General features: G+C 44.4%; 21 protein-coding genes and 2 pseudogenes. 12 read left to right on the top strand and 11 right to left on the bottom strand.

The window, feature by feature from the left end; all coding sequences use genetic code 11:
* The first annotated feature begins 85 nt into the window (after positions 1 to 85).
* Both ulaG and AB6D07_RS05595 read left to right on the top strand, forming a co-directional pair.
* Entirely contained in the window at positions 86 to 1,153 is a 1,068-nt protein-coding gene (gene ulaG / locus AB6D07_RS05600) for an L-ascorbate 6-phosphate lactonase (protein ID WP_017089479.1), read from the top strand.
* Between the two features lie 68 nt (positions 1,154 to 1,221).
* Positions 1,222 to 1,464, top strand: a complete 243-nt coding sequence (locus tag AB6D07_RS05595; protein ID WP_009845904.1) for a hypothetical protein — start codon at positions 1,222 to 1,224, stop codon at positions 1,462 to 1,464.
* 53 nt (positions 1,465 to 1,517) lie between these two features.
* Here the strand turns inward: AB6D07_RS05595 and AB6D07_RS05590 are convergent, their stop codons facing one another.
* Positions 1,518 to 3,749 carry a hypothetical protein gene (locus AB6D07_RS05590; protein WP_017102300.1) on the bottom strand — a complete coding sequence of 744 codons (2,232 nt, stop codon included), beginning with the start codon at positions 3,747 to 3,749 and terminating at the stop codon, positions 1,518 to 1,520.
* 416 nt (positions 3,750 to 4,165) lie between these two features.
* Here AB6D07_RS05590 and AB6D07_RS05585 point away from each other — a divergent pair, with 416 nt between their 5' ends.
* Entirely contained in the window at positions 4,166 to 5,065 is a 900-nt protein-coding gene (locus AB6D07_RS05585; RefSeq protein ID WP_017102299.1) for a GyrI-like domain-containing protein, read from the top strand.
* Between the two features lie 85 nt (positions 5,066 to 5,150).
* Here the strand turns inward: AB6D07_RS05585 and AB6D07_RS05580 are convergent, their stop codons facing one another.
* The 3 genes from AB6D07_RS05580 to AB6D07_RS05570 form a co-directional block, all read right to left on the bottom strand.
* Complete coding sequence (locus AB6D07_RS05580; RefSeq protein ID WP_017102298.1) at positions 5,151 to 5,489, bottom strand: hypothetical protein; 339 nt, start codon at positions 5,487 to 5,489, stop codon at positions 5,151 to 5,153.
* A 199-nt stretch (positions 5,490 to 5,688) separates the two neighbouring features.
* On the bottom strand, positions 5,689 to 6,654 hold the full coding sequence (locus tag AB6D07_RS05575; RefSeq protein WP_017102297.1) for a Gfo/Idh/MocA family protein: 966 nt from the start codon (positions 6,652 to 6,654) through the stop codon (positions 5,689 to 5,691).
* Positions 6,655 to 6,693: 39 nt separating this feature from the next.
* Complete coding sequence (locus AB6D07_RS05570) at positions 6,694 to 6,981, bottom strand: putative quinol monooxygenase (protein WP_029222801.1); 288 nt, start codon at positions 6,979 to 6,981, stop codon at positions 6,694 to 6,696.
* A 106-nt stretch (positions 6,982 to 7,087) separates the two neighbouring features.
* Here AB6D07_RS05570 and AB6D07_RS05565 point away from each other — a divergent pair.
* Positions 7,088 to 7,920 (top strand): annotated as a pseudogene (locus AB6D07_RS05565) (LysR substrate-binding domain-containing protein).
* 65 nt (positions 7,921 to 7,985) lie between these two features.
* Here AB6D07_RS05565 and AB6D07_RS05560 read toward each other — a convergent pair.
* The 3 genes and pseudogenes from AB6D07_RS05560 to AB6D07_RS05550 all read right to left on the bottom strand — a co-directional run bounded on the left by AB6D07_RS05560 (position 7,986) and on the right by AB6D07_RS05550 (position 10,839).
* Entirely contained in the window at positions 7,986 to 9,179 is a 1,194-nt protein-coding gene (locus AB6D07_RS05560) for a winged helix-turn-helix domain-containing protein (protein WP_017102296.1), read from the bottom strand.
* A 34-nt stretch (positions 9,180 to 9,213) separates the two neighbouring features.
* On the bottom strand, positions 9,214 to 9,861 hold the full coding sequence (locus AB6D07_RS05555) for a DsbA family oxidoreductase (RefSeq protein ID WP_017102295.1): 648 nt from the start codon (positions 9,859 to 9,861) through the stop codon (positions 9,214 to 9,216).
* Positions 9,862 to 10,042: 181 nt separating this feature from the next.
* Positions 10,043 to 10,839: pseudogene (locus AB6D07_RS05550) on the bottom strand (Cof-type HAD-IIB family hydrolase).
* A 319-nt stretch (positions 10,840 to 11,158) separates the two neighbouring features.
* Here AB6D07_RS05550 and AB6D07_RS05545 point away from each other — a divergent pair.
* Together AB6D07_RS05545 and arsB are read left to right on the top strand one after the other, a co-directional pair.
* Positions 11,159 to 11,500: a helix-turn-helix transcriptional regulator gene (locus AB6D07_RS05545; RefSeq protein WP_017102294.1), complete on the top strand. Its 342-nt coding sequence runs from the start codon at positions 11,159 to 11,161 to the stop codon at positions 11,498 to 11,500.
* A gap of 105 nt (positions 11,501 to 11,605) precedes the next feature.
* Positions 11,606 to 12,661 (top strand): ACR3 family arsenite efflux transporter, encoded by a 1,056-nt coding sequence (gene arsB, locus AB6D07_RS05540; protein ID WP_017102293.1) that lies wholly within the window; start codon positions 11,606 to 11,608, stop codon positions 12,659 to 12,661.
* A gap of 77 nt (positions 12,662 to 12,738) precedes the next feature.
* Here the strand turns inward: arsB and AB6D07_RS05535 are convergent, their stop codons facing one another.
* On the bottom strand, positions 12,739 to 13,629 hold the full coding sequence (locus AB6D07_RS05535; protein ID WP_017102292.1) for a LysR family transcriptional regulator: 891 nt from the start codon (positions 13,627 to 13,629) through the stop codon (positions 12,739 to 12,741).
* Positions 13,630 to 13,759: 130 nt separating this feature from the next.
* Here AB6D07_RS05535 and AB6D07_RS05530 point away from each other — a divergent pair, with 130 nt between their 5' ends.
* The 5 genes from AB6D07_RS05530 to glpD all read left to right on the top strand — a co-directional run bounded on the left by AB6D07_RS05530 (position 13,760) and on the right by glpD (position 19,979).
* Positions 13,760 to 14,191 (top strand): PACE efflux transporter, encoded by a 432-nt coding sequence (locus tag AB6D07_RS05530; protein ID WP_017102291.1) that lies wholly within the window; start codon positions 13,760 to 13,762, stop codon positions 14,189 to 14,191.
* 448 nt (positions 14,192 to 14,639) lie between these two features.
* Positions 14,640 to 15,494: an MIP/aquaporin family protein gene (locus tag AB6D07_RS05525; RefSeq protein WP_004732234.1), complete on the top strand. Its 855-nt coding sequence runs from the start codon at positions 14,640 to 14,642 to the stop codon at positions 15,492 to 15,494.
* Between the two features lie 59 nt (positions 15,495 to 15,553).
* Positions 15,554 to 17,074: a glycerol kinase GlpK gene (gene glpK / locus AB6D07_RS05520; RefSeq protein WP_017082581.1), complete on the top strand. Its 1,521-nt coding sequence runs from the start codon at positions 15,554 to 15,556 to the stop codon at positions 17,072 to 17,074.
* Between the two features lie 292 nt (positions 17,075 to 17,366).
* Positions 17,367 to 18,152 carry a DeoR/GlpR family transcriptional regulator gene (locus tag AB6D07_RS05515; protein WP_017096306.1) on the top strand — a complete coding sequence of 262 codons (786 nt, stop codon included), beginning with the start codon at positions 17,367 to 17,369 and terminating at the stop codon, positions 18,150 to 18,152.
* Positions 18,153 to 18,419: 267 nt separating this feature from the next.
* A complete protein-coding gene (glpD, locus tag AB6D07_RS05510; RefSeq protein WP_029222800.1) occupies positions 18,420 to 19,979 on the top strand; it encodes a glycerol-3-phosphate dehydrogenase in 1,560 nt (519 codons plus the stop codon).
* A 258-nt stretch (positions 19,980 to 20,237) separates the two neighbouring features.
* On the opposite strand, the gene AB6D07_RS05505 is transcribed toward glpD, so the two are convergent.
* Positions 20,238 to 20,474 carry a YdcH family protein gene (locus AB6D07_RS05505; protein ID WP_017060944.1) on the bottom strand — a complete coding sequence of 79 codons (237 nt, stop codon included), beginning with the start codon at positions 20,472 to 20,474 and terminating at the stop codon, positions 20,238 to 20,240.
* Positions 20,475 to 21,141: 667 nt separating this feature from the next.
* Here AB6D07_RS05505 and AB6D07_RS05500 point away from each other — a divergent pair.
* The gene (locus AB6D07_RS05500) at positions 21,142 to 22,182 is read left to right on the top strand and encodes a DUF1214 domain-containing protein (RefSeq protein ID WP_017096307.1); all 1,041 of its coding nucleotides are present in this window, start codon (positions 21,142 to 21,144) and stop codon (positions 22,180 to 22,182) included.
* A 106-nt stretch (positions 22,183 to 22,288) separates the two neighbouring features.
* Here the strand turns inward: AB6D07_RS05500 and AB6D07_RS05495 are convergent, their stop codons facing one another.
* Both AB6D07_RS05495 and AB6D07_RS05490 read right to left on the bottom strand, forming a co-directional pair.
* Positions 22,289 to 23,203, bottom strand: coding sequence for a LysR family transcriptional regulator (locus AB6D07_RS05495; protein ID WP_017096308.1), 915 nt, complete (start codon positions 23,201 to 23,203; stop codon positions 22,289 to 22,291).
* Positions 23,204 to 23,421: 218 nt separating this feature from the next.
* Entirely contained in the window at positions 23,422 to 24,666 is a 1,245-nt protein-coding gene (locus AB6D07_RS05490; RefSeq protein ID WP_017102289.1) for an NADH:flavin oxidoreductase/NADH oxidase family protein, read from the bottom strand.
* Positions 24,667 to 24,719: the final 53 nt, after the last annotated feature.

The following is a 24,719-nucleotide window of genomic DNA, read 5'->3' as shown; positions in this document are numbered from 1 at the left end:
TTTAGCTCAGTGCCTTAATCAAAATTAAGGCGCTCGGCTCCCTACATCCAAAATTAATCAAATTATTGAAATAAAAGGTATTATCATGAGCAACGTAAACGAAATCACTCGCGAGTCTTGGATCCTAAATACATTCCCTGAGTGGGGCACATGGTTAAATGAAGAGATCGAGCAAACCGTCGTGCAACCAAATACATTTTCTATGTGGTGGCTTGGCTGTACAGGTATTTGGCTAAAATCAGAAGGTGGTGCAAACCTATCAATGGACTTCTGGTGTGGTACTGGTAAAAAAACACAAGCTGTTCAAAAAATGAAAAACCAGCACCAAATGATGCGTATGGGCGGTGTTGAAGCACTTCAGCCAAACCTACGTACTGCAATCTTCCCATTGGACCCTTTCGCTATTAAAGAGATCGATGCGGTTATGGCATCTCATGATCACGGCGACCACATTGACATCAACGTTGCTGCAGCCGTTCTACAAAACTGTGGCGAGCACGTTAAATTCATTGGTCCTAAAGCGTGTGTTGATTTATGGATGAAATGGGGTGTGCCAGAAGATCGTTGTGTTATCGCGAAAGTTGGCGACGAGATTAAGATCAAAGACGTCAATATTAAGGTTCTTGATGCATTCGACCGTACTGCTCTAGTGACACTTCCTGAAGGCACTTCTTCTTTAGACACTGATATCTTAGGTGGCATGGACGATCGTGCAGTGAACTACCTAGTAGAAACGACAGGCGGTTCAGTTTACCACTCTGGTGATTCTCACTACTCAAACTACTACGCTAAGCACGGTAATGACCACAAGATCGACGTTGCACTGCTTTCTTACGGTGAAAATCCACGTGGCGTAACTGACAAAATGACGTCTTCAGACATTTTACGTGCCGCTGAATCTTTGGATTGTGAAGTCGTTGTTCCTTTCCACCACGATATCTGGGCTAACTTCCAAAATGACCCACGTGAAATTGAAATGCTGTGGAACATGAAGAAAGAACGTCTGCAATACGGCTTCGCACCTTTCTTCTGGCAAGTCGGTGGCCGATACACTTACCCTACAGATAAAGGTCGCATGCACTACCAACACTTCCGTGGTTTTGCAGATATCTTTAAAAATGACCCAGAACTGCCATACCGCGCATTCTTGTAATCATTAGTACCAACATTAATTAGGGAGCGATTCGCTCCCTTTTTTAATCATCGAATAAGGATATTGATATGGTATTACGCGAATTTAAGGAGCATTTCAAACGTGGCGATTTAGAATCAGCAATTGCCGTAAACTCTCCAAACAATGATGGCTATTACTTGATGGTTCTAAGCAGCAAATGGGGAATAAATAGTTTCTTAGAGTCCGACCGAAAGCTGAAACCAAGGGTATTCAAGACCCAACAAGCTCTACTAAATGCGGCAAAATCAATTGGCTTCAGTCATCAATCAGTCGATATGCAAAATTTCTAGAGCCTTCTGCCTCCTGCTCTATCAAATGATCCCCTTCGTCTATCTAAATAATTCTAATAAAGCAAGAACAGCCCTTCATAACCGCCAATATGAATTTCAGTCACATACTCTCCGATGTTGCCGTTTTCATCGACAGGCTTCATCGGCACGTCCAATACAATCATCAGCTTCTCTGCCTCATAAAAGCTCGAATTCTTACCGTGGAAATCCGTGCGGTACAACACACGACCATTGCTGAACTCTCTCGCTAACACCATATCTTCAGGGCCACCAGCGGCCACCAGATTTTTAGATTGATACATAAAGTACGTGAACGTCGGTAGAACATGAGTCATACCATTGGGCAGATCAGCATGCATCACTTCACTCATCGATGAATCACCAACGATGGTGTAATCAGCGAGCTGAGGTGTCGTTGTCGACAGCATCAAAGGAATTGGCTCAAATCCCTGTAGGACCTGATGACTCGGCTCTCCCAAATCAACGGCTAATAACGAACTTGGTTGATAAGCGATATTTTTAGGGACACCACTTTGCCAGAAAATGTCTGCAGTCGTGTTATCACTCCCATAGACGTAACTATTGTTCCACTGATTAAAATAGCTGTATTGAGCATGTCGATTGAGGTGGTAAATCGCTAGGGTCGAGTATTGGTCTTTCTTCCAATTCTCTTCACTATTTCCTAGATACTGGACTCGCCCGTAACGCGTTGTCGCCTGAAAAATCACTCCTTTTCCATTGTAGGCGAGCGCAGAATTATCCCAGAATTTAGAGATCCCCGAGTAACCACTAAATCCAGTAGACGGAAAAATGTAATGCTCTCTCAGATACAAAGACCCGCCTTCGCTAAGATGAGACTGCCCATTTCGACCCAGCAAGTTCGCCGTACCAATGTTCAGCCCAATAGACGCATCACTTTCTAAAGCAGATAGATTTTTGAGAAACGCTGAAAATTGTTGCGTGTAGAGAGCATCCGCTTGATTTGAACCCGCAACAGCTCCTAACTCTTGAACATGTCCGCCAGAATGGACATAGAACTGGTTCGAGCCAATGAGTTTATTTGTATCGTCGTTGTATGCACCATTCAAACCTTGGATTGCCCAACTTTGCTTGTAGTAGCGATGAATGGCCGATAAATAATCCGCGTTTGCGACGTTCGTTAACGACCAAGATGAATTCGTGCTCCACATTCGACCAAATGGCACCACTCTTGATTCCCAACGAAAACGCGCTGTCGCATTCTTATTGGTTCGATTTCGATACTCGCTTGGCGACAAGTAGTTATCGCCATTCAGGTCTGCAGACACGTCAAAGCCACGAATTTTTCGCCATTGGCTGATAGCATTGCCATCCGGAGTTGTGGTCGGAGCGTCGGTTAACTTAACGGTTGGAAAGCTGCTTTTGAGTTTTACTTCTTTTAACCGCGGCCTGTCGTCTGCGTTCTCACTTTGCCAACGAACTCTCACAACGTATAAACGGCCACCCTCTCTCAAAAAGGTTGAACCAAAATACTGGCCGCCACCATAACTCACCCCACTGCCATCATGATTTGTGGCTCTTACCCAGTTACCCGGAAGGTTCCAAATCACCGATTGGTTTCTGGTCATATTGAGCGTTTTGTCTTTCTTTACATCGAGCCTTTCCCACTGTGAAACCCTTCCGTGAGAGTCAATAGCTGTTGGGTATTCAATCCAGAATTCGCCGCTGACAGCAAACTGTGAGAACTTAAAGGTCAGACGTTCGAACTGTTCAGCATGATAGACATACAAAGCCCCGCCCAGTTCGAAATTCTCAAACACATCAGCATCCCACGGAGGCTCTTGATACAGCCAAAAGCCAGCATGGTCTTCACTGGCTGTATAGCCCAAGATCATAGGCTTTCCACTTAAGAGAGTATTTTCACCGTGGGTGTTATCAACTTCTGCGAGCACTGTATCTTCAGAAAAATGGAGAAAGAAGTCTTCAAAATTAACGCCATGTGATTCTGCGTTATTACGAAGGTCGTTCTCCAACCAACCAGAATTGAGCTCCATTTTTTGGTTATACATATACCCAATTGTCGTAGCTCGCTTATTGTCGGTTTTATCTGCATAAGAGCCAAATACGAGGTCACTGTTCGCAATTTCCCAATCAATGACAGCATTCGCAGACATTGGGGAGCCCGAAAGATCAGCGCCGGATTCATGTTGCCCTGGCAGTACAATCGCTGTACCAACAGCAAAAGAATAGCCGGTGATTAAATATGAAGGAATGAGTGTGAGCAGCCCAGAAATGTAAATTTTCATGATTCAAACTTCCTAATCGACACCATTGCCATTCAAAATACTTCCTTTAAAATCAACATATTAAACATCAACTTTTTTTTGGGGGGGCAATGTACGAAAAAAGTATCGTCTAGAAAAGTTCATAGTTCAAGCGTTAAGCCACCCGGTTCAACGAGCATTTAAGTGTGCCATCAAATACCCGAACGAAGACAATCTGAAACTACCGCCAGCTTAAGGGGGAAATGACGGCTTCAATACAAACACGACCTAATTTTGAGGTTAAATAATCGCGTTAGTAGATAGAGAAACATAACGAGATGATTGGATTAACGCATCTAATCTCAGTTTCAAGGCTCCTCTATTGAAACTCAACTTAGATAAGCTAGTCTCGGTGATCTAAACAAGAACGATGACAACAGAGAGTGGTAAATAAAGTAATGTACGTTGACTATCATAAGCGGCTGATTCCCGTTGTCCGCTATTTAGAGAAACACTTTAACGAGCCACTCAACCTAATCGAAGTCGCGGCGTTAGCCAACTTTCCACCCTACCATTTTCATCGCACTTTTAAAGCCGTTCAAGGCGAGACGCTTGCTGATTTCATCAGGCGACTGAGGCTTGAATCCGCAGCTGATGATCTTTTCAAATCCAAGCAATCTGTCCTGAATATCGCTCTGGAATATGGTTTCTCGTCCTCGCAAAGCTTGGCCAAAGCATTCAAACAGCACTTTGGAGTAACTCCTACGGCATTTCGTGATTGTGAAGATTACCAAGCGTTTTCTGAGTTGACGCGAAATAGCAAGATTGGACACACGTTGCGCAAGAATGGAAACGCAGCAACCGCAGGCAATTCATATACTGACTCCGAACCAACAACATGGAGTAGGACAATGAAAACGCAACAATTCGAACCGTCAAAACTAGCGTATGTACGAGTGACAGGCCCCTATGGACAGGGTTATGAAGAACCAAGCGGTCGTCTTTATCAGTGGGCTGAAATGAAAGGATTAGCAGGTAACAGCTGCATCTTTATCTATCATGACAATCCAGAAATCACGCCGAACGATAAATGCCGTACCGACATCTGCTTGATGGTTTCAGACGACACTGAAGTGCCAAATGGAATAGAATTAAAAGATTTTCCCGGCGGACAATATGCAGTGATGCGCCAAACCATCACCGAGCTAAGCCAATACGCTAAAGCGTGGGACGACCTGATGAGTAAGGTCATAGAGTCCGGCATAGAAACCGAAGACCGCCCTTGCTTTGAGCTTTACCACAGCTACGATCCACAAACTCAGCATTCAAACGTTAGCTTCTGCACCGCAATTAAATAACAAATAAAATTCAGTAACAAAGCCTACCTCGCGTAGGCTTTCGTTCTTTCGTTAACGAACCAATAAAGACTCTTACGAAAGCTTCTTAAAGTCTATTGAACCACTTCCCTTGATGGTCGCGGTCGCAATTTTCTTGTGTATCGTAGCTAACATGCTTATCGATATTCTTCAGTTGAATCCCAACTTGATTGAACGCTTGTTGGATAGCCCGAGAGGCACTCTGCTGACCCCCCCCCTCTAAAAAGTTCGTTCTATCCTGATTGGTATCGAATACGCAGACGATTTTCAAACTTTGCGGGAATGAAGAGAAATTGACCGTATGAGTCACCCACAGAAAACCATCGAAGCCTTTTAACGTGTCTTCACAAACGTCCGTTAACACGTCTCTGATTTGATTTTCGATCTTCTTATCTGATTTACGCATGAAGTAAGCATCCTATTTAACACCTTAAAAAATAAGGTTTTTCGGTCAATGTTGTCTTAACCGACATTGGACACTGTGGCTGTTTCAAATGCAAAGTATTTATTGGGAAGAATCGACTCGAAGATATAGAGGAAACGCCTCATGCTTGATCACTGACGAGGCAATCAAACATGAGCCGAATATAGAATTTACGAAGATCTTAGCTCGCCACTTGTTCCCAATCAGTCAGTAACTTCATGATTACGCGAGAGTCTTGGTGAGTCACCATTGGTGCAGTAAGTTGTGTTTCACCTCGCTCAACCGCTTGGCGAATATTACGCACTTGATAATGGAAGCCATCGCCTTGCGCTTCGACTTTCACTTCACGTGTCGATGTTTCATAGATCTCAACCGTGAATGTATTGTCTTCGGTCGGTAGCCATGGGTTGGTGTCGAGTGTAATACAACCTTTGCTGCCTAGAATCGTGAAGCCATGCTTTAAGCCATGGTCTTCTGCAGTATGAATTTGCGCGGTGAAGCGGTCGTTGAAGCGCATCATCGCCGACGATTCACAGATATTACCATCTTGGCCTCGTCGACCGATTGCTGAGATCTGCACGTCATCAAACACACTTTCACCAAACTGTTGTTGCGCAACAGAATGAATCAGCGACATTGGGTAACAACCTAAGTTGTATAGCGCGCCTTTGCTCGCAGGATTCACGAACTGGTCAATTGCAGCAACGTAGGAACCTTGAATTGAGCGCACTTCACCAATAGCTAATTCTTGATGAAGCTTGGCAATCAATGGATGGTTTAAGTACATCAAACCTTCAGCGAAGAATACGCCCGCTTCTTTTACCGCTTGCAGAGCTTGTTCGGTTTTTTCCATATCAACCGATAACGATTTTTCACACAGAATCGCTTTGCCTTTTTGAGCCGCTTTAATCACGTATTCGTGGTGAACGTGATTTGGTAGAGCAATATAGATAATGTCGACTGACTCATCTTCAATCAGGGCTTCATAGCAGTTGAAGGTTCGTGTTGGTTGATATTGGGCTGCAAACTCGTTAAGTGTTTTTTCAGTACGACCAACGACGGCATACAGCTCGCTTTGAGCATCGCCTTTGATCGCATCCGCCATTACGCCTGAGATAAAGCTGGTTCCTAGGATTCCCCATTTCATGACTTAGATCTCCTGCTCTTGTGTTTTGATAGGTCCACGTTACGTTTCAAATGCTTGTACTAATTCCGTTATATCACGCTCAATAAACGCTTGGGTATGAGGCATCACAAAGTGCTGATTGATCGCTTCACGGTTAGCGTATTGCTCAAGCAAAATCACACGATCGCTTTGGTTTTGATCATAGCTTGCTATCGCTTGTAAGCAGCCCGGCTCGCTTTGCATGTCTAAACAAAACTGTTCGATGGCTTCGACCGCAACAGCTCGCTCGATGTTAGTTTTGATCTTAAGTTCTGCAGTAACAAAGATGGTTTCATTCGTCTGAGGCATTTCACGCTCTTATTTTAGTTAATTATCGGTTTGCCATTAATATAATTAACCCCTAATAATTGATAAACTCACCTTTTGTTTATTGTTTATCAATCAAGAGTGTTTAATGGACAAGTTAACCAGTATGAAGGTCTTCGTTTACGTGGTCGAGCAAGGCAGCTTTCGTAGCGCCGCCAACCACTTCAACTTGTCCACCACCTTGAATCGAGCCTCAACTCTCAACTGATCCACCGCACCACGCGTAAGCAATCGTTAACCGATTCAGGGCAGCTTTATTATCGAGAATGTAAACGAATTCTCGAAGACATCAGCAATGCAGAGAACCTGATTCAAACCTTGGAAAACCAACCACAAGGCACGGTAAAAATTAACTGCCCAGTTACCTATGGAAACAAGGTGCTCGCCCCTATCGTGGCCAAATTTCTCGCACATCACCCAACCATCAACGTTGAGCTGATGTTGAATAATGACCTTGTCGACCCTTATTCATCCGACATTGACCTGATTGTGCGAATTGGCGACCTGTCCGATTCAAGCTTGGTCGCAAGGTATTTAGGGGATTATGAGATGTGTTATTGCGCCGCGCCCGCTTACCTAAACCAACATGCTGAAATCAGAGTACTAGAAGACTTGGCGCAGCACCCATCGCTTGGATTCAGTTACAGCAGCCAAGCCCCTCACACCACACCGAATAAAGAGCGTGTGCGCTTGATGTCGAATAATGGTGATGTGTTGCGATATGCAGCCCTTCAAGGCGTAGGCGTGTTGTTACAGCCGACTATCTTAGTCGCAGAAGAAATTGAGCGTGGAATGCTATTGGAGATCTTGCCCGGCATGGCACCTTTCCCTAAGCCGATTCACTTGCTCTACAAAACCAAGCAACTGTCGTTGAAGAACCGAACCTTTGTCGAATTCTTGTTAGCCACTCTTTCTGAGTAACTAAGCGCTGACGAATTAGCAAAGAGGCTTCTAAGTAACGAAGAGTTTTTTTAACAACAAAACCGCTAGACTGTTTGCCAATGGCTCATCAAGCACTTGCCAAGATCAGAGGGCGTGGTGTTATGGACGATCATCTCATCACATTGGTTGAACACCATGAAGTGTTTTAGTTCATCGCATAAAGCATGAACCAACGACTCATGGTTTTTGATCCTGTCTTCCACAACCAAGTTACGAATATTGAGCAAACCACTCTTTCTATCAACTTTGCAATCCATTCGTGCCACCAGCCCACCTTGCCACAAAATCGGTAAGCTAAAATAGCCAAACTGACGCTTAGCTTCAGGTACATAACACTCAAGAAGATAATCAAAGTTGAACAGTGATTGCATTCGCTTACGTTGAATCAACAGGTTATCAAACGGAGACAGTATCTTTAATTTAGTTCGAGAAAGAGGCTGATTCAGCAGTTCAAACGCATTAGGCAACACATAATAATCCGATCCTTGAATATCTACTTTCATCAACTGCTTATCTTCAAGCATCCGCTGGAGTGTTTTCTGAATCAGAGGTTTTGTGTTCTTGAGCAGATAACTCATTTCCGATGCGATTCCCACACCATTGGCTTCTAAATAACGCGTAATTAGATGCTCGATGTACTCTTGTTCCGTTGGTTCTGAGGTATCAATACCACTCGGCAAAACTCGCTCGGTTAGGTCATACACCTTATGGAAGTTCATTCGGCTCGGCACCATTAAGTCACCTTGCATAAACAAAGTCTCTAGTGCCTGTTTGGCAGGTTTACCGCCCCATCCGCCGGGGTTTGGCCTATCCCCTTCAAAATCTTTCGCCATCAATGGCCCTTCATTCTCAATACGTTTGAGAACATGAGCCATCAGTGCATCATCCTTTTTATACCAATGCTTAAGCTTACCGCTCGCAAACCCGTTCTTTCGATGCAAGCTGAAACGGTAGTCACGCATGGGTAAATACGCGGCGGCGTGCGACCAATACTCAAACACTTCTCGACGCTCTAACAGCTTATCCAGATGATCAAGCTTGTAGTCTTGATTACGATTCCACAGCGTATGATGGTGAGCTCGCTGAATCACAGAGATGGTATCAATTTGCACATATCCAAGGTTTTCAATCGCAGACAGCGTGTTCGCCAAAGTGCCTCCATTGCGTTGCTTTTTGGGCGGCAATTTTTGCGAAAGCAGTACAATTTTTTGCGCTTGAGCGAGTGACAGTGATTCCATGAAATTCAGACTCTAATTGATACCAATAATCGGCTTATGATTCAGCAATAAGCTCTTGAAGAATTTGCTTGTATGTTTCTACCGTCTGCGCACCAGTGACTGCACTCTTGCGATTGAATACCACGGTAGGAACCGCAGATATCCCCATGCGTTGCCATTCAAACTCTTGCGCTTCAATTTGCTTCAAGTTATCGATGTTCTTTAGGCGTTTCAATGCCTTCGTTGAATCTAGCCCAACTGCTTCAAGTTCTTGCGCGATAACCTCAAGATCAGATAGATCTTTCTGCTCTGAAAAATGAGCAGTAAAGAAGCGTAGCTTTAACTCAGTCTGTTTGCCATGCGCCAACGCGAAATCGAGCAGCACATGCAGGTGACGTGAATTGACCATTCTCATGCTGTCATAGAAATTGAAATCGAAACCAACCGCTTTGCCACGCGCCGCAAGCTGTTCGCGTGAACTTTGACTCTCTTCTGCGCTAGAGCCGTATTTTCTCATGATATGGTCACGCAGGTTTTCACCCTCTTGCGGCATATCGGGATTCAGCTCAAACGGCTGCCATTCAAGTTCAATTTGCTCTGCTAAGCCAAGTTCTGAAACGGCTTGCTCTAGATTTTTGTAGCCGACTACGCACCAAGGGCACATTACGTCAGAAATAATATCAAGTTGAAGTTTCTTGCTCATCGTCATTCCAAATGATCATTGATAAGGCATGTCCGCTGTATAAGCAGGCATCCAATTTATCTTCAGACTACAACAAGCTGAACAATCGTTCAAATTTAACTAAGTTCAACATTAACGAACAAAAAAGCCAACTCATGTTCACGAGTTGGCTTTGATAAAAATCTGTTGGAGCTTAAGAGCGTTACGCTAGCAACTTCTCAAGCACTTGGAACACACCCGCATCAACGTTACTTGGCGCGCCAAAACGCGCAATCTCTTTTAACTTTGGATGTGCGTTTTCCATCGCGTAAGAGTGGTAGCTCTCTTTAAGCATTTCCAAGTCATTGAGGTAGTCACCAAAGCTCATGGTCTGCTCGTAAGTGAAACCTAAAGTGTTCTGTAGATGTTTAATCGCCGCACCTTTGACGCTTCAGCGTTCATCACATCCAACCAAATTTTTGCACTGACAACCACTTGGTAGTTCTCACCGAATTTGGCATCAATAGTTGGGTTCACTTTCTCTTGTGAACCGTCGAAGTGACAGATAGCCACCTTGATGAAATCGTCTTCTACCGCCAGTAAGTCTTCTACTTGCTCACGGCGATGGTAGTACTTAGAGATCTCCGCTAAAGCACGTTCATCTTTGGTTTCAATGTATGCAGACTTTTTACCACAAAGTACAACGTGTGCACCTTCAATCGCACGCGCTTCTTTGATGATGTCTTTGATGGCATCAGTATCAAGTAAGCAGCTGTAGAGCTCTTGCCCTTTGTGCATCACTAATGTGCCGTTTTCAGCAACGAACATCATGCGATCTTTTAGCGGAGAAAATGTTTCCATCAGGCTGTAATACTGACGACCCGATGCCGCAGCAAAAATGATGTCTTGAGCTTCTAGTCGCTCATAAAGATTAAAGAATTCTGGGTCTAACTTTCCGTGTTCATTAAGAAGAGTGCCGTCCATATCAGCAGCGATAAATTTGATGTTCTGTTGTGGCATTTCAGGGCTTACCTATAAGTAAAGATTAAAGTGTAAATTATGATTTTTCGTTATCTTGTGTAACGGTTCTGCCTTCGATTATATCGCTAGAGTAGCCAGTGAATGCAATGCTTTTCGGTCGATTTCTCTGTTTAAATCTAAGATCTTGTTTATGCGCAATAAGAAGGCAAAAACAGATAAAAATCGAATATCAAGCTTAACTAAAACCATTGTTCTGAGATGCCAATTTAAGGCGACTTATAAATTTCGCATTGACCAATAAAAGAAATAGGCCTACCATCAATCGTCTTTTAACGATTATGGAAAGCGAAACATCAATATGAACGAAACTTGCCCTACAACTGGTGGCTGTGCTCTACCAATCGGACATGGTGATACCGAAGCTGAAACGCAAATGGCAGCTCTGGCCAAAGCGCTCGCTCACCCGGCAAGAGTTCGTATATTGAGTATCCTTTCAACGCTAGAAAAATCGGGCGGCTGTTTGAACAGTGACTTGGTTAGTGAATTAGGTTTGGCGCAATCGACAGTATCAGAGCACCTAAGAATCTTGAAAACCTCTGGTTTCATCACTGCTGAATCGATACCACCGAAGATGTGCTACCGCATTAATCGAGATAATATTCAGCAATTTGAGACGCTAATCGACACTATTTTGAAATAGATTTATCGCGCTTAGTTTGTCGAATACGGAATAAATTAAGCGTATTTTTTTGCTTCCCAATATCGTTTTTCGACGATTAACGATATCAACCAAAGAGAAAGTATCATGAAGCCAAAATTAGGTTTTCTAGATCGCTACTTAACGCTGTGGATCTTTATTGCCATGGGTCTTGGTGTACTGCTTGGCATCCTATTCCCACAGATCGAGCAGTGGAACGAATCTATGTCGGTTGGTACCACCAACATTCCACTGGCAATTGGCCTTATCTTAATGATGTACCCACCTCTGGCTAAGGTTAACTACAACCTATTAGGCACTGTGGTCAAAGATAAGAAAGCCATCAAACTATCTTTGATCATGAACTGGCTTGTTGGCCCAATTCTGATGTTTGTGTTGGCGCTAACATTCTTAGGTGACCACCCAGGTTACATGGTCGGCGTGATTCTGATTGGTCTTGCTCGTTGTGTGGCGATGGTTCTGGTTTGGAACGACATCGGCGGCGGTAACAAAGAGTATGGCGCGGCATTGGTTGCTCTAAACAGTGCATTCCAAGTGGTGAGCTACAGCTTTATGGCGTGGCTATTCATCAGCGTTCTTCCACCAGTATTTGGTTACGAAGGCATGATGGTTGATATCTCGATGATCGATATTGCACACAGTGTTCTTATCTACCTAGGAATCCCATTCCTAGCGGGCTTCCTAAGCCGTAAGATCCTGGTGTCGATGAAAGGCGAGCAGTGGTACAACGATGTGTTCATTCCACGCATCTCGCCAATCACACTGATTGCGCTATTGGCGACTATCGTTCTGATGTTCAGCCTAAAAGGCGAGATGATTGTAGAGCTGCCAATGGACGTATTGTTGATTGCGGTTCCACTGACTATCTACTTCACAGCGATGTTCTTCATCAGCTTCTTCATTGGTAAGAAGATGGGTATTGAATACGACAAGAACGCTTCAATTGCATTCACAGCGACAGGTAACAACTTCGAGCTAGCGATTGCCGTTGCTATCTCAGTATTCGGTATCAACTCAGACCAAGCGTTTGCCGGTGTTATCGGTCCACTGATTGAAGTACCTGTGTTGATTTACCTAGTGAACGTGGCGCTTAAGATGAAAGACAAGTACTACAACGGTCAGACGGTTAAACCTAGCGTCTAGGATCTACATCTAGCACTCACAAAAAGCAGTATCACTTGAAACAGAAAGGCTCACACGTTAAACGGTGAGCCTTTTCTTTATTCAGTTTCGTCTAATAAGCCTTTCAATGCTTGTTCAAGCCAAAGTAATGCAGGACCTTTAGAGCGTGTTTTAGACAGAACAAGATCAACGGGCGGCGACCACGTTTTGTGATCGAATGAGACATTAATCTCCACTAAACGCTGCTTATTCAGCTCCTCTTCGACAAGGTGCTTGGGTAAGTATGCCCAGCCAATATCGCTGCCAAGTACCATCTCTTTGATCACAATAAAGCTGTTTGACCACCATACCTTTCCGGCAATCAGCGGAAACTGATCCATCACCTTGCCTTTGTCTCCCCTCAACATTAACTGACGATGCGGGAGTAAGTCAGTGAGTTTCGCCACACCTGTTTTTGCGAGCGCATGCCTTGGATGACACACAGCAATAAACGGTAAGTGACCGATAAAGCATGGCTCAGAACCGACATCAAAAGCCAAGTTGGTAAACATCAATCCAATGTCGGCTCTCTCTTCGATAATTAACGGATTGACCTCTGTTGTGGTACACGCAACCAGTTCAACTTCAGTAGCAGGGAATTGTTGACTGAACTGACTAAGGATCTTAGATAAGTTCGGAACCAGTAATGAATCATCTAATGCAATTTTGATGAGCCCCTCTTCACCGCTACCCATCGCGTTAACCGTCACATTCAGATCTTCAACCTGAAGCACGATCGCTTTCACCTGTTTAAATAACTGCTCGCCCGCTTTGGTTAGTGAAGGCTTTCGAGTCGAACGATCAAAAAGCTCAACATTAAAATCTATTTCAAGATTACTGATGCCTTGGCTCACCGCCGACTGCACCTTACCTAACTCGCGAGCACTGGCAGAAAATGACCCTAATTCAACGGCATACACAAACATTTTCAGCTGTTCAATGTTGTACATTTGGTTTCTCCCAAAACTTACTATCACTATATATGATGCTAACTATCTTTATATTATCACTTAACTAGATATTATCTAGCCAAGTCATTAGCCCATCGGCGGCTATTTAATCGTAAAGAGAGTTAGAAAAATGTCACATAAAGAACGCATGTTGCACATGGTGCTATTTGAATTAGCAGCTTTGATTTTGATGGCCGTGGCGGCAACTTACATTGTTGGGGGCGGAGCAGTAAAAATGGCAGGCTTGGCGCTGTCTTTGTCGCTGATTGCGATGACGTGGAACTACGTCTACAACTACGGTTACGACAAGATTTACGGTGCTGACCGCAACAAACGAACCAAAAAAACACGTATTCTGCACGGCTTAGGTTTCGAACTGGGTTTGATGCTGGTGACGTTCCCGCTACTAATGTGGGTACTTCAACTCGATTTCTGGACTGTACTAGTAATGGACATCGGCCTAGTTATTTTCTTCGTACTTTACGCGATTGCGTTCAATTGGGCGTATGACTCAATCCGAGCTCAATTGGTTTCGAAAGGAAAAGTTGCAGCTCTGGTTTAGAGCGGTAAGTTCGTCTCGTATAACAAGAACATACACCCAAATGAAAACTGCCAAACTACAACATAGTTGGCAGTTTATTCATTTATGCATATAAGCTCATTTGTTAACGCCCTTGTTACATAGCAAAAACATCACACAGCCCTCCCTAATTAAGTCTAATAATCCGCCACTCACGAAGTAGCATCACAAATCCAAACATAAACTCCTCGTACCAGTTGCGCATTCATTTACATATAGGTAGTTTGAGCGGCTTCGCAACCTATCAATTCGAGCAATGACGTTCATGCGAGCATCTTTTTCGAGCAAAAGTGTTCGGATTAACATTTCAAGTGACTTTAATTAACAATTTTATGCTCAAACGCTCACTTTTGATGTTCGTTTATTTTCGAGTTCGCAAATGTATGCACAATACACGTGCTAGATAAGCAAAACTAAAAAGGACTCGAACATGACAACAAACAAACACCCTTCTTTATTTGGGCAATGCTTGGCTGAATTTATCGGTACAGGATTACTCATATTCTTTGGCGTTGGCTGTGTGGCCGCTCTGGTATTAACTGGTGCGACATTCGGACAATGGGAAATCAGCATCATCTGGGGCTTCGGTGTTGCGATTGCAATTTACTGTACTGCCGGCGTTTCAGGCGCGCACATCAACCCAGCCGTAACGATTGCACTGGCCATGTTCCATGGCTTCGATAAAGCGAAAGTGGTGCCTTACATCATTTCGCAACTGCTTGGCGCTTTCTGCTCTGCAGCATTGGTTTACAGCCTGTACAGCAACCTATTTACTGACTACGAAATCGCACATAACTTCGTTCGTAGCAGCCAAGACGCACTATCAACTGCTGGTATCTTCTCGACTTACCCACATGCTTCACTTTCTTTCTTCGGCGCTTTTGCTGTGGAATTCGTGATTACTGCAGTGTTGATGTTTGCCATTTTAGCGTTAGGTGATGAGAACAACGGCGCATCTCGTGGTGCAATGAACCCTCTACTGATCGGTATTCTTATCGCGGTTATCGGTGGTTCTTTAGGTCCACTGACGGGCTTTGCAATGAACCCTGCTCGTGACTTTGGACCAAAACTGTTCGCTTACTTTGCAGGTTGGGATTTCGCACTAAGCGGTGCTCGTGATATTCCTTACTTCATCGTTCCAATTCTTGCTCCAATTGCTGGTGCGTGTTTTGGTGGTTGGTTGTACCCACGTGTTATCGGTGCTTACCTACCAGTAGAAGGCCAAGGCTGCACAATTCCAAACCAATGTGAAACAGAAGAAGAAGCTGAACAAGCTCAAGCTTAATCCCTAAGCGACCTTACATTTACTAAAATATAAATAACGAAAGAAAAAGGATTCTTACCATGACCGAGCAAAAATACATTGTTGCCCTAGACCAAGGCACTACAAGTTCTCGCGCTGTAATCCTCGACCACGATGCAAACATCGTTAGCTCTTCTCAAAGAGAATTCACTCAGATTTACCCGAAAGCAGGTTGGGTTGAGCACGATCCAATGGAAATCTGGGCGACTCAAAGCTCTACATTGGTTGAAGCTCTTGCTAAAGCAGGCATCCGCAGCGATGAGCTAGCGGGCATTGGTATCACGAACCAACGTGAAACCACCATTGTTTGGAACAAAGAGACAGGCAAGCCTGTTTATAACGCAATCGTATGGCAGTGTCGCCGTACTGCAGACATCTGTGAAGACCTAAAGGCGCGTGGCCTAGAAGACTACGTACGTGACAATACTGGCTTAGTCCTTGACCCGTATTTCTCAGGTACCAAAGTAAAATGGATTCTAGACAACGTTGAAGGCGCTCGCGAAGACGCTGAAGCTGGCAAATTACTGTTCGGTACAGTTGATACTTGGTTGGTTTGGAAAATGACTCAAGGACGTGTACACGTTACGGATTACACCAACGCGTCACGTACTATGTTGTTCAACATCAACGACCTATGCTGGGATCAGAAGCTACTTGATGAAATGGGCATTCCAGCAATCATGATGCCTGAAGTGAAGCGCTCTTCTGAGGTTTACGGTCAAACGAACCTTGGTGGTAAAGGCGGTACTCGTATCCCAATCGCGGGTATTGCGGGTGACCAACAAGCTGCACTTTACGGTCAAATGTGTGTAGAAGCAGGCCAAGCTAAGAACACTTACGGCACAGGTTGTTTCCTTCTAATGAACACAGGCCAAGAGAAAGTAACATCAAAGAATGGCCTACTAACAACGCTAGCATGTGGTCCTAAAGGTGAGCCTGCATACGCACTTGAAGGTGCAGTATTCATGGGCGGCGCATCAATCCAATGGCTACGTGATGAAATGAAGCTACTGGCTGGCGCAGAAGACTCTGAGTACTTCGCAACCAAAGTAGATTCTTCAAACGGCGTTTACGTAGTCCCTGCGTTTACTGGTTTAGGCGCACCCTACTGGGATGCTTATGCTCGCGGTACGATTGTCGGCCTAACTCGTGGTGTTAACTCTAACCACATCATCCGTGCAACGCTGGAAGGCATTGCTTACCAAACGCGTGACGTACTAGACGCGATGCAAGCGGATTCAGGCATCAAGCTAGCGAAACTACGTGTTGATGGCGGCGCAGTAGCGAACAACTTCCTAATGCAATTCCAATCAGACGTGCTGGATACTGAAGTTCACCGCCCGGAAGTAACAGAAGTAACGGCTCTTGGTGCCGCTTACCTTGCTGGCCTAGCGGTTGGTTTCTGGGACAGCATTGACGAGCTTCAAGACAAAGCCGTTCTTAACCGTACCTTCATGCCACACCACGACGAAGAGAAGCGTAACCGCCGTTACAAAGGTTGGAAGCGTGCTATCAAGTGTGCACAGGTTTGGTCTGAACTGCACGATGACGACGAAGAGTAATACTGATTATTCAGCTAATCGTTAATCATTAGCCGCTGACCTAGGAACTCGAGTAATCTAATCGACTAGATTGTTCGAACCTCAGCAAACGAAACTAAAAAGAGCACTATTTTGTGCTCTTTTTTGCGTTTCGGGCTCAAATTCCATGTTTTGAGCAGCGTTTTTGCGGTTTAGACATGATTCCTTACCATCATTACTTCTCTCTTTTCATCAATTCGAGCACAATAGCGTGAGTTTATATTTTCGATTTTGACGCGCTAGAGCCCTTTGCGCGCAGGGAGTGGTAAGTTAAGTGAAGCAGATACCAAGACACCAGCAGATTGTAGACCTGGTAAAAACACAAGGATATGTGAGTACCGAAGAGCTCGTTGAAAAGTTCGATGTCAGCCCACAAACCATCAGACGAGACCTCAATGAACTGGCCGATAGCAACAAAATCCGTCGCTATCACGGTGGTGCAACCATTCCTTTAAGCTCGGAAAACACCTCTTATAACACGCGTAAAGCGCTTAACTTCAACGAAAAAGACGTGATCGCCGACGAGCTGGTTAAACATATCCCAGATGGCGCAACCTTGTTCGTTGATATCGGAACCACACCTGAATCGGTTGCTCGCGCACTCAACAAGAATCATAAGCAGCTACGAGTTGTGACCAACAACATTAACGTTGCGAGCATCCTTCTGCCGAACCCTGAGATCAAGGTTATCTTGGCGGGCGGTGAAGTAAGAAACCGCGACGGCGGCATAGTGGGTGAAGCGACACTCGATTTCGTGAAGCAGTTCCGCCTTGATTTCGGAATCTTGGGCATCAGTGGCATCGACTTTGATGGCTCACTGCTCGATTTTGACTACCACGAAGTTCGTGTGAAACAAGCCATCATCGAAAACAGCCGCAGTATCTTCTTAGCCGTCGACCACACAAAGTTTGGTCGTAACGCGATGGTTAAGCTCGGTAATATCTCTCAAGCCCACATGGTGTTTACTAATAAGCAGCCACCAGAAGAGATTCTCAACATCCTTAAAGATTCCGCAATACCATTAGAAGTGATCGATACCGCTCGTCCTATGAGCGAATAACTCACATAAGTGCTCGGTGAGCCACTTTCTATAATGAATCACGATTCTTTATAGAAAAGTTAAAAAAGTAAAACTTGCTCGCTGTCACTGTCGCTTCTATGCTCGAATTAGACTTATTTGAACCTCTGCTTTCATAAGCAGAGGTTTTTTTATACCCAAATCACATAAAACGCGCATAAACGAAAATAATAAATGACCGCAAACGAAAGTTCATATAGGATTCAATTATGTTCTAAAATGCTCGTTTGCTCAGAAGAGGTCAAAACCATGAGTGCTAAACAAAATAATTCAAACAACAGTACATCTTCCACTTTAGACTTGCTCGTGATTGGCGGCGGCATCAATGGTGCAGGCATCGCGGCAGATGCAGCAGGTCGTGGTCTAAACGTTGGCTTATACGAAGCAAATGATTTCGCATCTGCGACGTCTTCTGCTAGCTCAAAGCTTATCCACGGTGGCCTACGCTACCTTGAACATTACGAATTTCGTTTGGTTTCGGAAGCACTCGCTGAACGTGAAGTCTTGTTAAGAAAAGCGCCTCACGTTGCTCAGCCAATGCGTTTCCGTTTACCTCATCGACCATTTTTACGCCCAGCTTGGATGATTCGCTGTGGCCTATTCCTTTACGATAACTTGGGTAAGCGCACCACTCTTCCTGGAAGTAAGACAGTCAACCTAGCGAAATCGGGCCTACTGAAACCAGAAATGAAGACAGGCTTCGAATACTCAGATTGCTGGGTTGATGATGCTCGTATGGTATTGCTCAACGTGTTGGCAGCAAAAGAAAACAACGCAGAAGTACGTAACTACTGCCGTGTTGAAAAAGCGCACCGCGAAGGTGGTGTTTGGCATGTAACGATCCTTGATGTGATGACAAACCAACGCTTTGAACGCAAAGCAAAAGCGCTTGTTAACGCAGCCGGTCCTTGGGTTAAACAGTTCTTTGATGATGGATTAGAGCAGGCTTCGCCTCGTAATATTCGTCTGATCAAAGGCTCACACATTGTTGTGCCACGCATTCATGACGAGCCACAAGCGTACATTCTGCAAAACAAAGACAATCGCATTGTGTTCATGATCCCTTACCTAGATAAATTCTCGATCATCGGTACTACCGACCTTGAATACAAAGGCGACCCACGTAACGTCGCAATTGATGATGTCGAAGTGGATTACTTGATTGATATCGTTAACCAGCACTTTGTTAAACAGCTTGGTCGTGAAGACGTGGTTTGGACATACAGTGGCGTAAGACCGCTTTGTGACGACGAATCGGATTCCCCACAAGCGATCACTCGTGACTACACATTGGAATTGGACGCAGAGCTCGATCAAGCGCCACTGCTTTCGATCTTCGGTGGCAAGTTGACCACTTATCGTAAGCTCGGCGAAGCGGCACTTAAGAAGCTTGAGCCACACCTAACCAACATGGGTGCACCATGGACAGCGAACGACACGCTTCCAGGCGGTAACTTTAGTTGCAGCAGAGAGCAGCTTGCGAAGATGATCCACACTAAATACCCTTGGGCATCTGAAGCGCTATTGCTTCGTTACGTGACTCAATTCGGTACTTACACGTGGAAACTACTGGAAGGCGCAAATAGCGAAGCTGACCTTGGCATTCAATTCTCAAGCGAGGCACATGGCGTTTATCAAGTTGAAATCGATTACTTGATCAATGAAGAGATGGCGATGACAGACGAAGACATCTTGTGGCGCAGAACCAAGCTTGGCCTGTACATGAGTGAATCAGAGCAGCAAGCAGTAACGGATTACCTGAAAGAGAAACTACAAAGCAAGGTAGTGAGCTTTTCTCAAGTAGGCTAACCCCACCAGCCTAAGCATGGTTCAAGAACATACTTAACAACGAAGCTTAGCGTCCCCCGCGCTAAGCTTTTTTATATCCACCCTATTTACAAAACCTTAGTGCTAACTGAGTTTGTCTATATCTACGGTTTCTTGTATCCAAATATTCTTATGCGTTCAGATAGAGACTGGAATGCAGAAACGAAAAAAAACTCCCGAAGGAGTTTTTGTCTAAGTCTGTAATTCGCCATTTAGCTAGTCAGCAAAATTACCAACTCACTAGCCCGTTAAACGAGCATGCAGTAAATCTTTAAGCTCAGAACGATCATGTTTCAATTGGTGCATCGAGCCGTCATCAATGGGTGAATCTTTCAGCTCTAGTTTACGAATCTCTTTATCAAGGTTGTCGTATGTCTTCATATCTGCTGCAAAGCCATCGTCAGTTTTAGCAAGCTCAGCAATTTTGTCTTTCATTTCAGGAAATTCGTGAACAAGAGAGTGATTTTCACCTAGCATAGAAACCTCTTAAGTTGAGTAAAGTGATTGGTAGTACACATTCATTATTTACCTTAGCAAGGGACTCAAATAACAAATGAGATCCAGTACACAGCCTAGAATATAGACAGTTCAGATTCACAAATTTACAACATAAATCGGCAGGGATGCGTTGTTTTACATAGAAGAAAGCCTCACGTAATCGCAAGGCTTTGTAGAAGTGAGTTCTTTATAAGAACAGTGACAGAAATGATAATAACAGCAGCTAAAAAGTATTTTCAAAAAAGGATTAGCTGCTACAACCACCAGAATGAACTCGATTCATTTGATCATGTGAAGACGTGTCAGAGCCTGTCGATTGGCATCCTGCCACGAACAATAGCGTTACAGATAAGATAAGCCATTTCATAATTAATCCTCTTTTAGTCATGACTAAAGCATAGTGCTTAAAAGCGCGGATACCTCAGTCATTAACTAAAGCCTTACCTGCCGATAAAGCCTTAGTTAATGAACAAAGCATCGCTTCATTAACTAACGACCAGTCTCTGTGCAAAAAACTTTCACCAAACGAACAAAAAACAGTCACAACTCTCTCTAAGCTTCACAAAAACCAGCCTTCCGATTCCTTTTGGTTATTACATAAATAACATCAATTCATTTTTAGAATCACCACCAAACCGATACATTAGTGTCATCTCCTAATGACGACCTCAAGGTAAACGATATGAAAAAGACCATTTTAGCAACACTGATTACCATCACATCAATGCAAACAATGGCAGCAGTTGAAGTAACCGACGAAAACTTCGCTCGTGCAGAAAGCGACCTTTACTTCACTCAACAGTTAGAGCATCAACCGGTTAATGTTTTTGAGCATAATCGCGAAAACGTAACGGTAGAGAACCAAATGATTATCCGCTCTAACACCGACCTGCTCTATTCAACCGCGGTTGTCGATGTCTCAGAAGGCGCAACATTCAAACTGGCGAAAGGCGATGCGTACCAGATCATGCATATCTTCAATAACAATCATGATAACCACATGGCCATTTATGGTGGCGAAGAAATTTACATCGACTCAGAAATCGCAGGTTCAGACTACATCTACATACTGATGCGAACTGCAACAAGTGCTGGCGCAGATGAAGCGCATCGACTGCAAGATGCGGCGGTCATTAATGCGAAATCAGCTAAGCCTTTTGAACCTGCTTCAGATTGGGATGATGCATCTCGAGATAACGTCCGAGCAAAATGGGAGAAGCTAGTTAATGACATCAAGACAGAAGAAGCCTTCACACCAAACATCACAGCAACATCAGATAACAAGCAGTTTATGATTGGTACTGCGGTGGGTTGGGCTGGTATGCCGGCAGAGCATGCTGTGTATACATCACGAGCGGGCACAGGTAAAACAGAATGTGCAAACATCACGTTTGAAGCACCCTCATTACGTTATGACGAAGGCGGTTATTGGTCAATTACGGCCTATTCAAGCCAAGGCTGGTTGATGACGAACAACAACAGTGCTGATTCAACGACATCAACACCCAATAAAGACGGTTCTTACACGATCCACTTTGCGCCAAAAGGGCAAACCTGTGACGCTGCAAATAACGTAATTGAAGTAAACGATGATGGCTGGAACTTTGCGGTTCGTGCATACCGTCCTAGTGATGAAGCGGTAGCATCAGGTGAGATGCACAACTTCCCACAGGTCACTGCTCAATAGCGGGGAATAACGACTGAGTTGCGAGTGATTAGTGTTAATTAACTGGCAATAACAGCTGCTAACAATAACAGCTACTAACAATAACCTAGCCTCTCATTTGAGAGGCTTATTGCTTTTCTTTTATGATGGTTTGGGAGGTAGTGATAATTTTTCGCTTAAGCCATTGATTCATCGGGTGCATTCTCTTGTTATGAGATTCCACCAGCACGATTTTTTTGAGCTCTTCCGGTGCATAATCAGGAAAAGAGAGATAATCGAACTCTTCATTAAGATAAAGAGCAAGCTGCTTGGAACACGGTAGAATCATGTCACTTTGTTTAATGACCTCTAATAGCGTGTGCAAATACGAGCTTCTTGCTTTCACTTTAAGCTGCTCTGTCGACAAATGCTTGGCGATATAAGGCTGAATATCATTCCACCCCGGTATCACCAAACTCGCGTATTCCGCTTCATCTATCTCTTGCTGTGAAATCACTTTGCCAGCTAATGGATGGCCGGTTTTAACCAACCCGACAAAGTCATCCTCACCGATAATCTGATGGGTAAACTGCTTATTCGTGTCGATTGGAGAAAAGTTGATAGCTGCTTGTATCTCGCCATCCAACAATTTTTTCAGCGTTTGAGAGCCCCAATTAACAATATTGACTTGAGCATTGGGCGCTTCTTGAATGAGACCAAGGCATAAACGCGCACCAAGCCAGTTCGAGATAAAACCGTTAATTGCAATCGTGATGTTGCCTTGATACTCGGCAGGGTCAAAGCTTGGGGTTTCAAGAATCACGTCGTCCAAGCTTTCCATGATCATTGGCAGCCGTTCACCAAGCTCTAACGCACGTGGAGTTGGCTTCAAACCGGAATGGACACGAGTAAACAATTCGTCATCAAAGTATTCTCTCAATCGCCCTAGTGCTTTACTCACTGCGGGCTGACTCAGCGCCAATTTATTGCCAGCAATGCGAGTATTTTTGGTTTCTAGCAAAACCAGAAAAACGCGGATTAAATTGAGATCCAATTGTTTCATAGTTACCTGTCATTAAAGTTTGGTCAGGGAGATATTTAGCCGTCTGGCGATAAAAGCTAACTTAGCGAATATCTCTCTCATTATGGCTCATTTGACGATTGATTCGCTTAACGATCTTTAACTCTTTCTTACTCTCTAGACAAACTAAACAATAAATCATCATAGAAAAAAGCAGAACTTCAATTCCTTAAAGTTCTGATTTAACAATCCATGACTGCTTACGCTCTGCGCTTCTTGAAAGCGTGCCAGCCGGCGCTGAGAATTGTTTTTACCACCACACTTAATGCGCTTAGTTTAGGGTCGGTATTCTTGCCAGAGGCGATGCGCCACATTTGATGTTCATACCAAACCAGCCCGACCATCGCCATCCTGTCTAAAGCGGGCTTTCCTGTGGTTGGCACCGTTAGCGGCATACCGTGGCTAGGGTTTTCAATTAACTTGTTAGGGAAATCTGGATCAACCGCCATTGTGCGCGCAATACCAATAAAATCGGTCGCCGAGGTGTTTAATGCTTCATTCATTGCTTGCGCGGTTCGAAAACCACCCGTGACCACCAGCGGAGTGCTCACAAGCTTTCTCGCCTTCACCATGTAATCCATAAAATACGCTTCACGCTTTACCGTGCTGGACTTGATTGATTCAGCTTTGCTCTTTGAACCCATCATTGATGGACTTTCATAGGTGCCGCCAGAGATCTCAATCAGGTCGATACCGTTATCACTCAGTGTTTGCACAACCTGCATCGACTCTTCTTCAGTGAAGCCACCTTTCATGAAGTCGGCGCTGTTGAGCTTAATTCCGACAGGGAAATCTTCACCGACCTCTTTTCGAATCGCGCGATAAACCTCAAGCACAAAACGAAGTCTGTTTTCGAGTGAGCCACCCCATTTGTCTTGGCGTTGATTGTGTCTCGAAGACAAAAACTGACTCACGAGATAACCATGAGCACCGTGAATCTGCACGCCAGTAAAGCCTGCTTGTTTTGAAAGCTTTGCACTCAGCGCGAATTTATCAATGATTGCGATTATTTCCGTCTCAATCAGAGCTCGTGGCGTATTGAAGCCTTTCTCTAACCCGCGCTCTAAAGAGATCGCCGAAGGAGCAACGGGGCTATCACATAAGAATTTAGGAATTTGCTTTCCTGGGTGGTTCAATTGCATCCATATCTGCGAACCATTTTGTGTTCCAGCCTTCGCCCACTCACGAAATACGCTTAAGTCACTTTGCTCATCCAACACAACGTTTTTAGGTTCACCAAGCGCACCTCTATCGACCATCACGTTGCCCGTCATGGATAGGCCAATTCCTCCTTGAGCCCAACGCTGGTAAAGCGTGACTAAACCTTGCTTAGGGTTATGATGTTTATCACCTAGCTGTTCACTCATTGCCGATTTGAACAGGCGATTTTTGATCACTTGGCCATTAGGAAGAGAAAAAGGGTCGTTGAGGCAGATTGGATTCATGCGCGTGGTTACTTTCTTTGGTCTATATATTGCGTCCAGTATGCCCTATTTTA

It is taken from the genome of Vibrio sp. 10N.239.312.C11 (assembly GCF_041466065.1).
Lineage (GTDB): Bacteria > Pseudomonadota > Gammaproteobacteria > Enterobacterales > Vibrionaceae > Vibrio > Vibrio tasmaniensis_A.
Note: the sequence above shows the minus strand (reverse complement) of the source record. Positions and strands in the feature narration are given on the sequence as shown.

Bases quoted from the DNA above. Each gene is read 5' to 3' on its own strand.
- ulaG (WP_017089479.1), top strand. From the start codon at position 86: ATGAGCAACGTAAACGAAATCACTCGCGAGTCTTGGATCCTAAATACA.
- AB6D07_RS05595 (WP_009845904.1), top strand. From the start codon at position 1,222: ATGGTATTACGCGAATTTAAGGAGCATTTCAAACGTGGCGATTTAGAA.
- AB6D07_RS05590 (WP_017102300.1), bottom strand. From the start codon at position 3,749: ATGAAAATTTACATTTCTGGGCTGCTCACACTCATTCCTTCATATTTA.
- AB6D07_RS05585 (WP_017102299.1), top strand. From the start codon at position 4,166: ATGTACGTTGACTATCATAAGCGGCTGATTCCCGTTGTCCGCTATTTA.
- AB6D07_RS05580 (WP_017102298.1), bottom strand. From the start codon at position 5,489: ATGCGTAAATCAGATAAGAAGATCGAAAATCAAATCAGAGACGTGTTA.
- AB6D07_RS05575 (WP_017102297.1), bottom strand. From the start codon at position 6,654: ATGAAATGGGGAATCCTAGGAACCAGCTTTATCTCAGGCGTAATGGCG.
- AB6D07_RS05570 (WP_029222801.1), bottom strand. From the start codon at position 6,981: ATGCCTCAGACGAATGAAACCATCTTTGTTACTGCAGAACTTAAGATC.
- AB6D07_RS05560 (WP_017102296.1), bottom strand. From the start codon at position 9,179: ATGGAATCACTGTCACTCGCTCAAGCGCAAAAAATTGTACTGCTTTCG.
- AB6D07_RS05555 (WP_017102295.1), bottom strand. From the start codon at position 9,861: ATGAGCAAGAAACTTCAACTTGATATTATTTCTGACGTAATGTGCCCT.
- AB6D07_RS05545 (WP_017102294.1), top strand. From the start codon at position 11,159: ATGAACGAAACTTGCCCTACAACTGGTGGCTGTGCTCTACCAATCGGA.
- arsB (WP_017102293.1), top strand. From the start codon at position 11,606: ATGAAGCCAAAATTAGGTTTTCTAGATCGCTACTTAACGCTGTGGATC.
- AB6D07_RS05535 (WP_017102292.1), bottom strand. From the start codon at position 13,629: ATGTACAACATTGAACAGCTGAAAATGTTTGTGTATGCCGTTGAATTA.
- AB6D07_RS05530 (WP_017102291.1), top strand. From the start codon at position 13,760: ATGTCACATAAAGAACGCATGTTGCACATGGTGCTATTTGAATTAGCA.
- AB6D07_RS05525 (WP_004732234.1), top strand. From the start codon at position 14,640: ATGACAACAAACAAACACCCTTCTTTATTTGGGCAATGCTTGGCTGAA.
- glpK (WP_017082581.1), top strand. From the start codon at position 15,554: ATGACCGAGCAAAAATACATTGTTGCCCTAGACCAAGGCACTACAAGT.
- glpD (WP_029222800.1), top strand. From the start codon at position 18,420: ATGAGTGCTAAACAAAATAATTCAAACAACAGTACATCTTCCACTTTA.
- AB6D07_RS05505 (WP_017060944.1), bottom strand. From the start codon at position 20,474: ATGCTAGGTGAAAATCACTCTCTTGTTCACGAATTTCCTGAAATGAAA.
- AB6D07_RS05495 (WP_017096308.1), bottom strand. From the start codon at position 23,203: ATGAAACAATTGGATCTCAATTTAATCCGCGTTTTTCTGGTTTTGCTA.
- AB6D07_RS05490 (WP_017102289.1), bottom strand. From the start codon at position 24,666: ATGAATCCAATCTGCCTCAACGACCCTTTTTCTCTTCCTAATGGCCAA.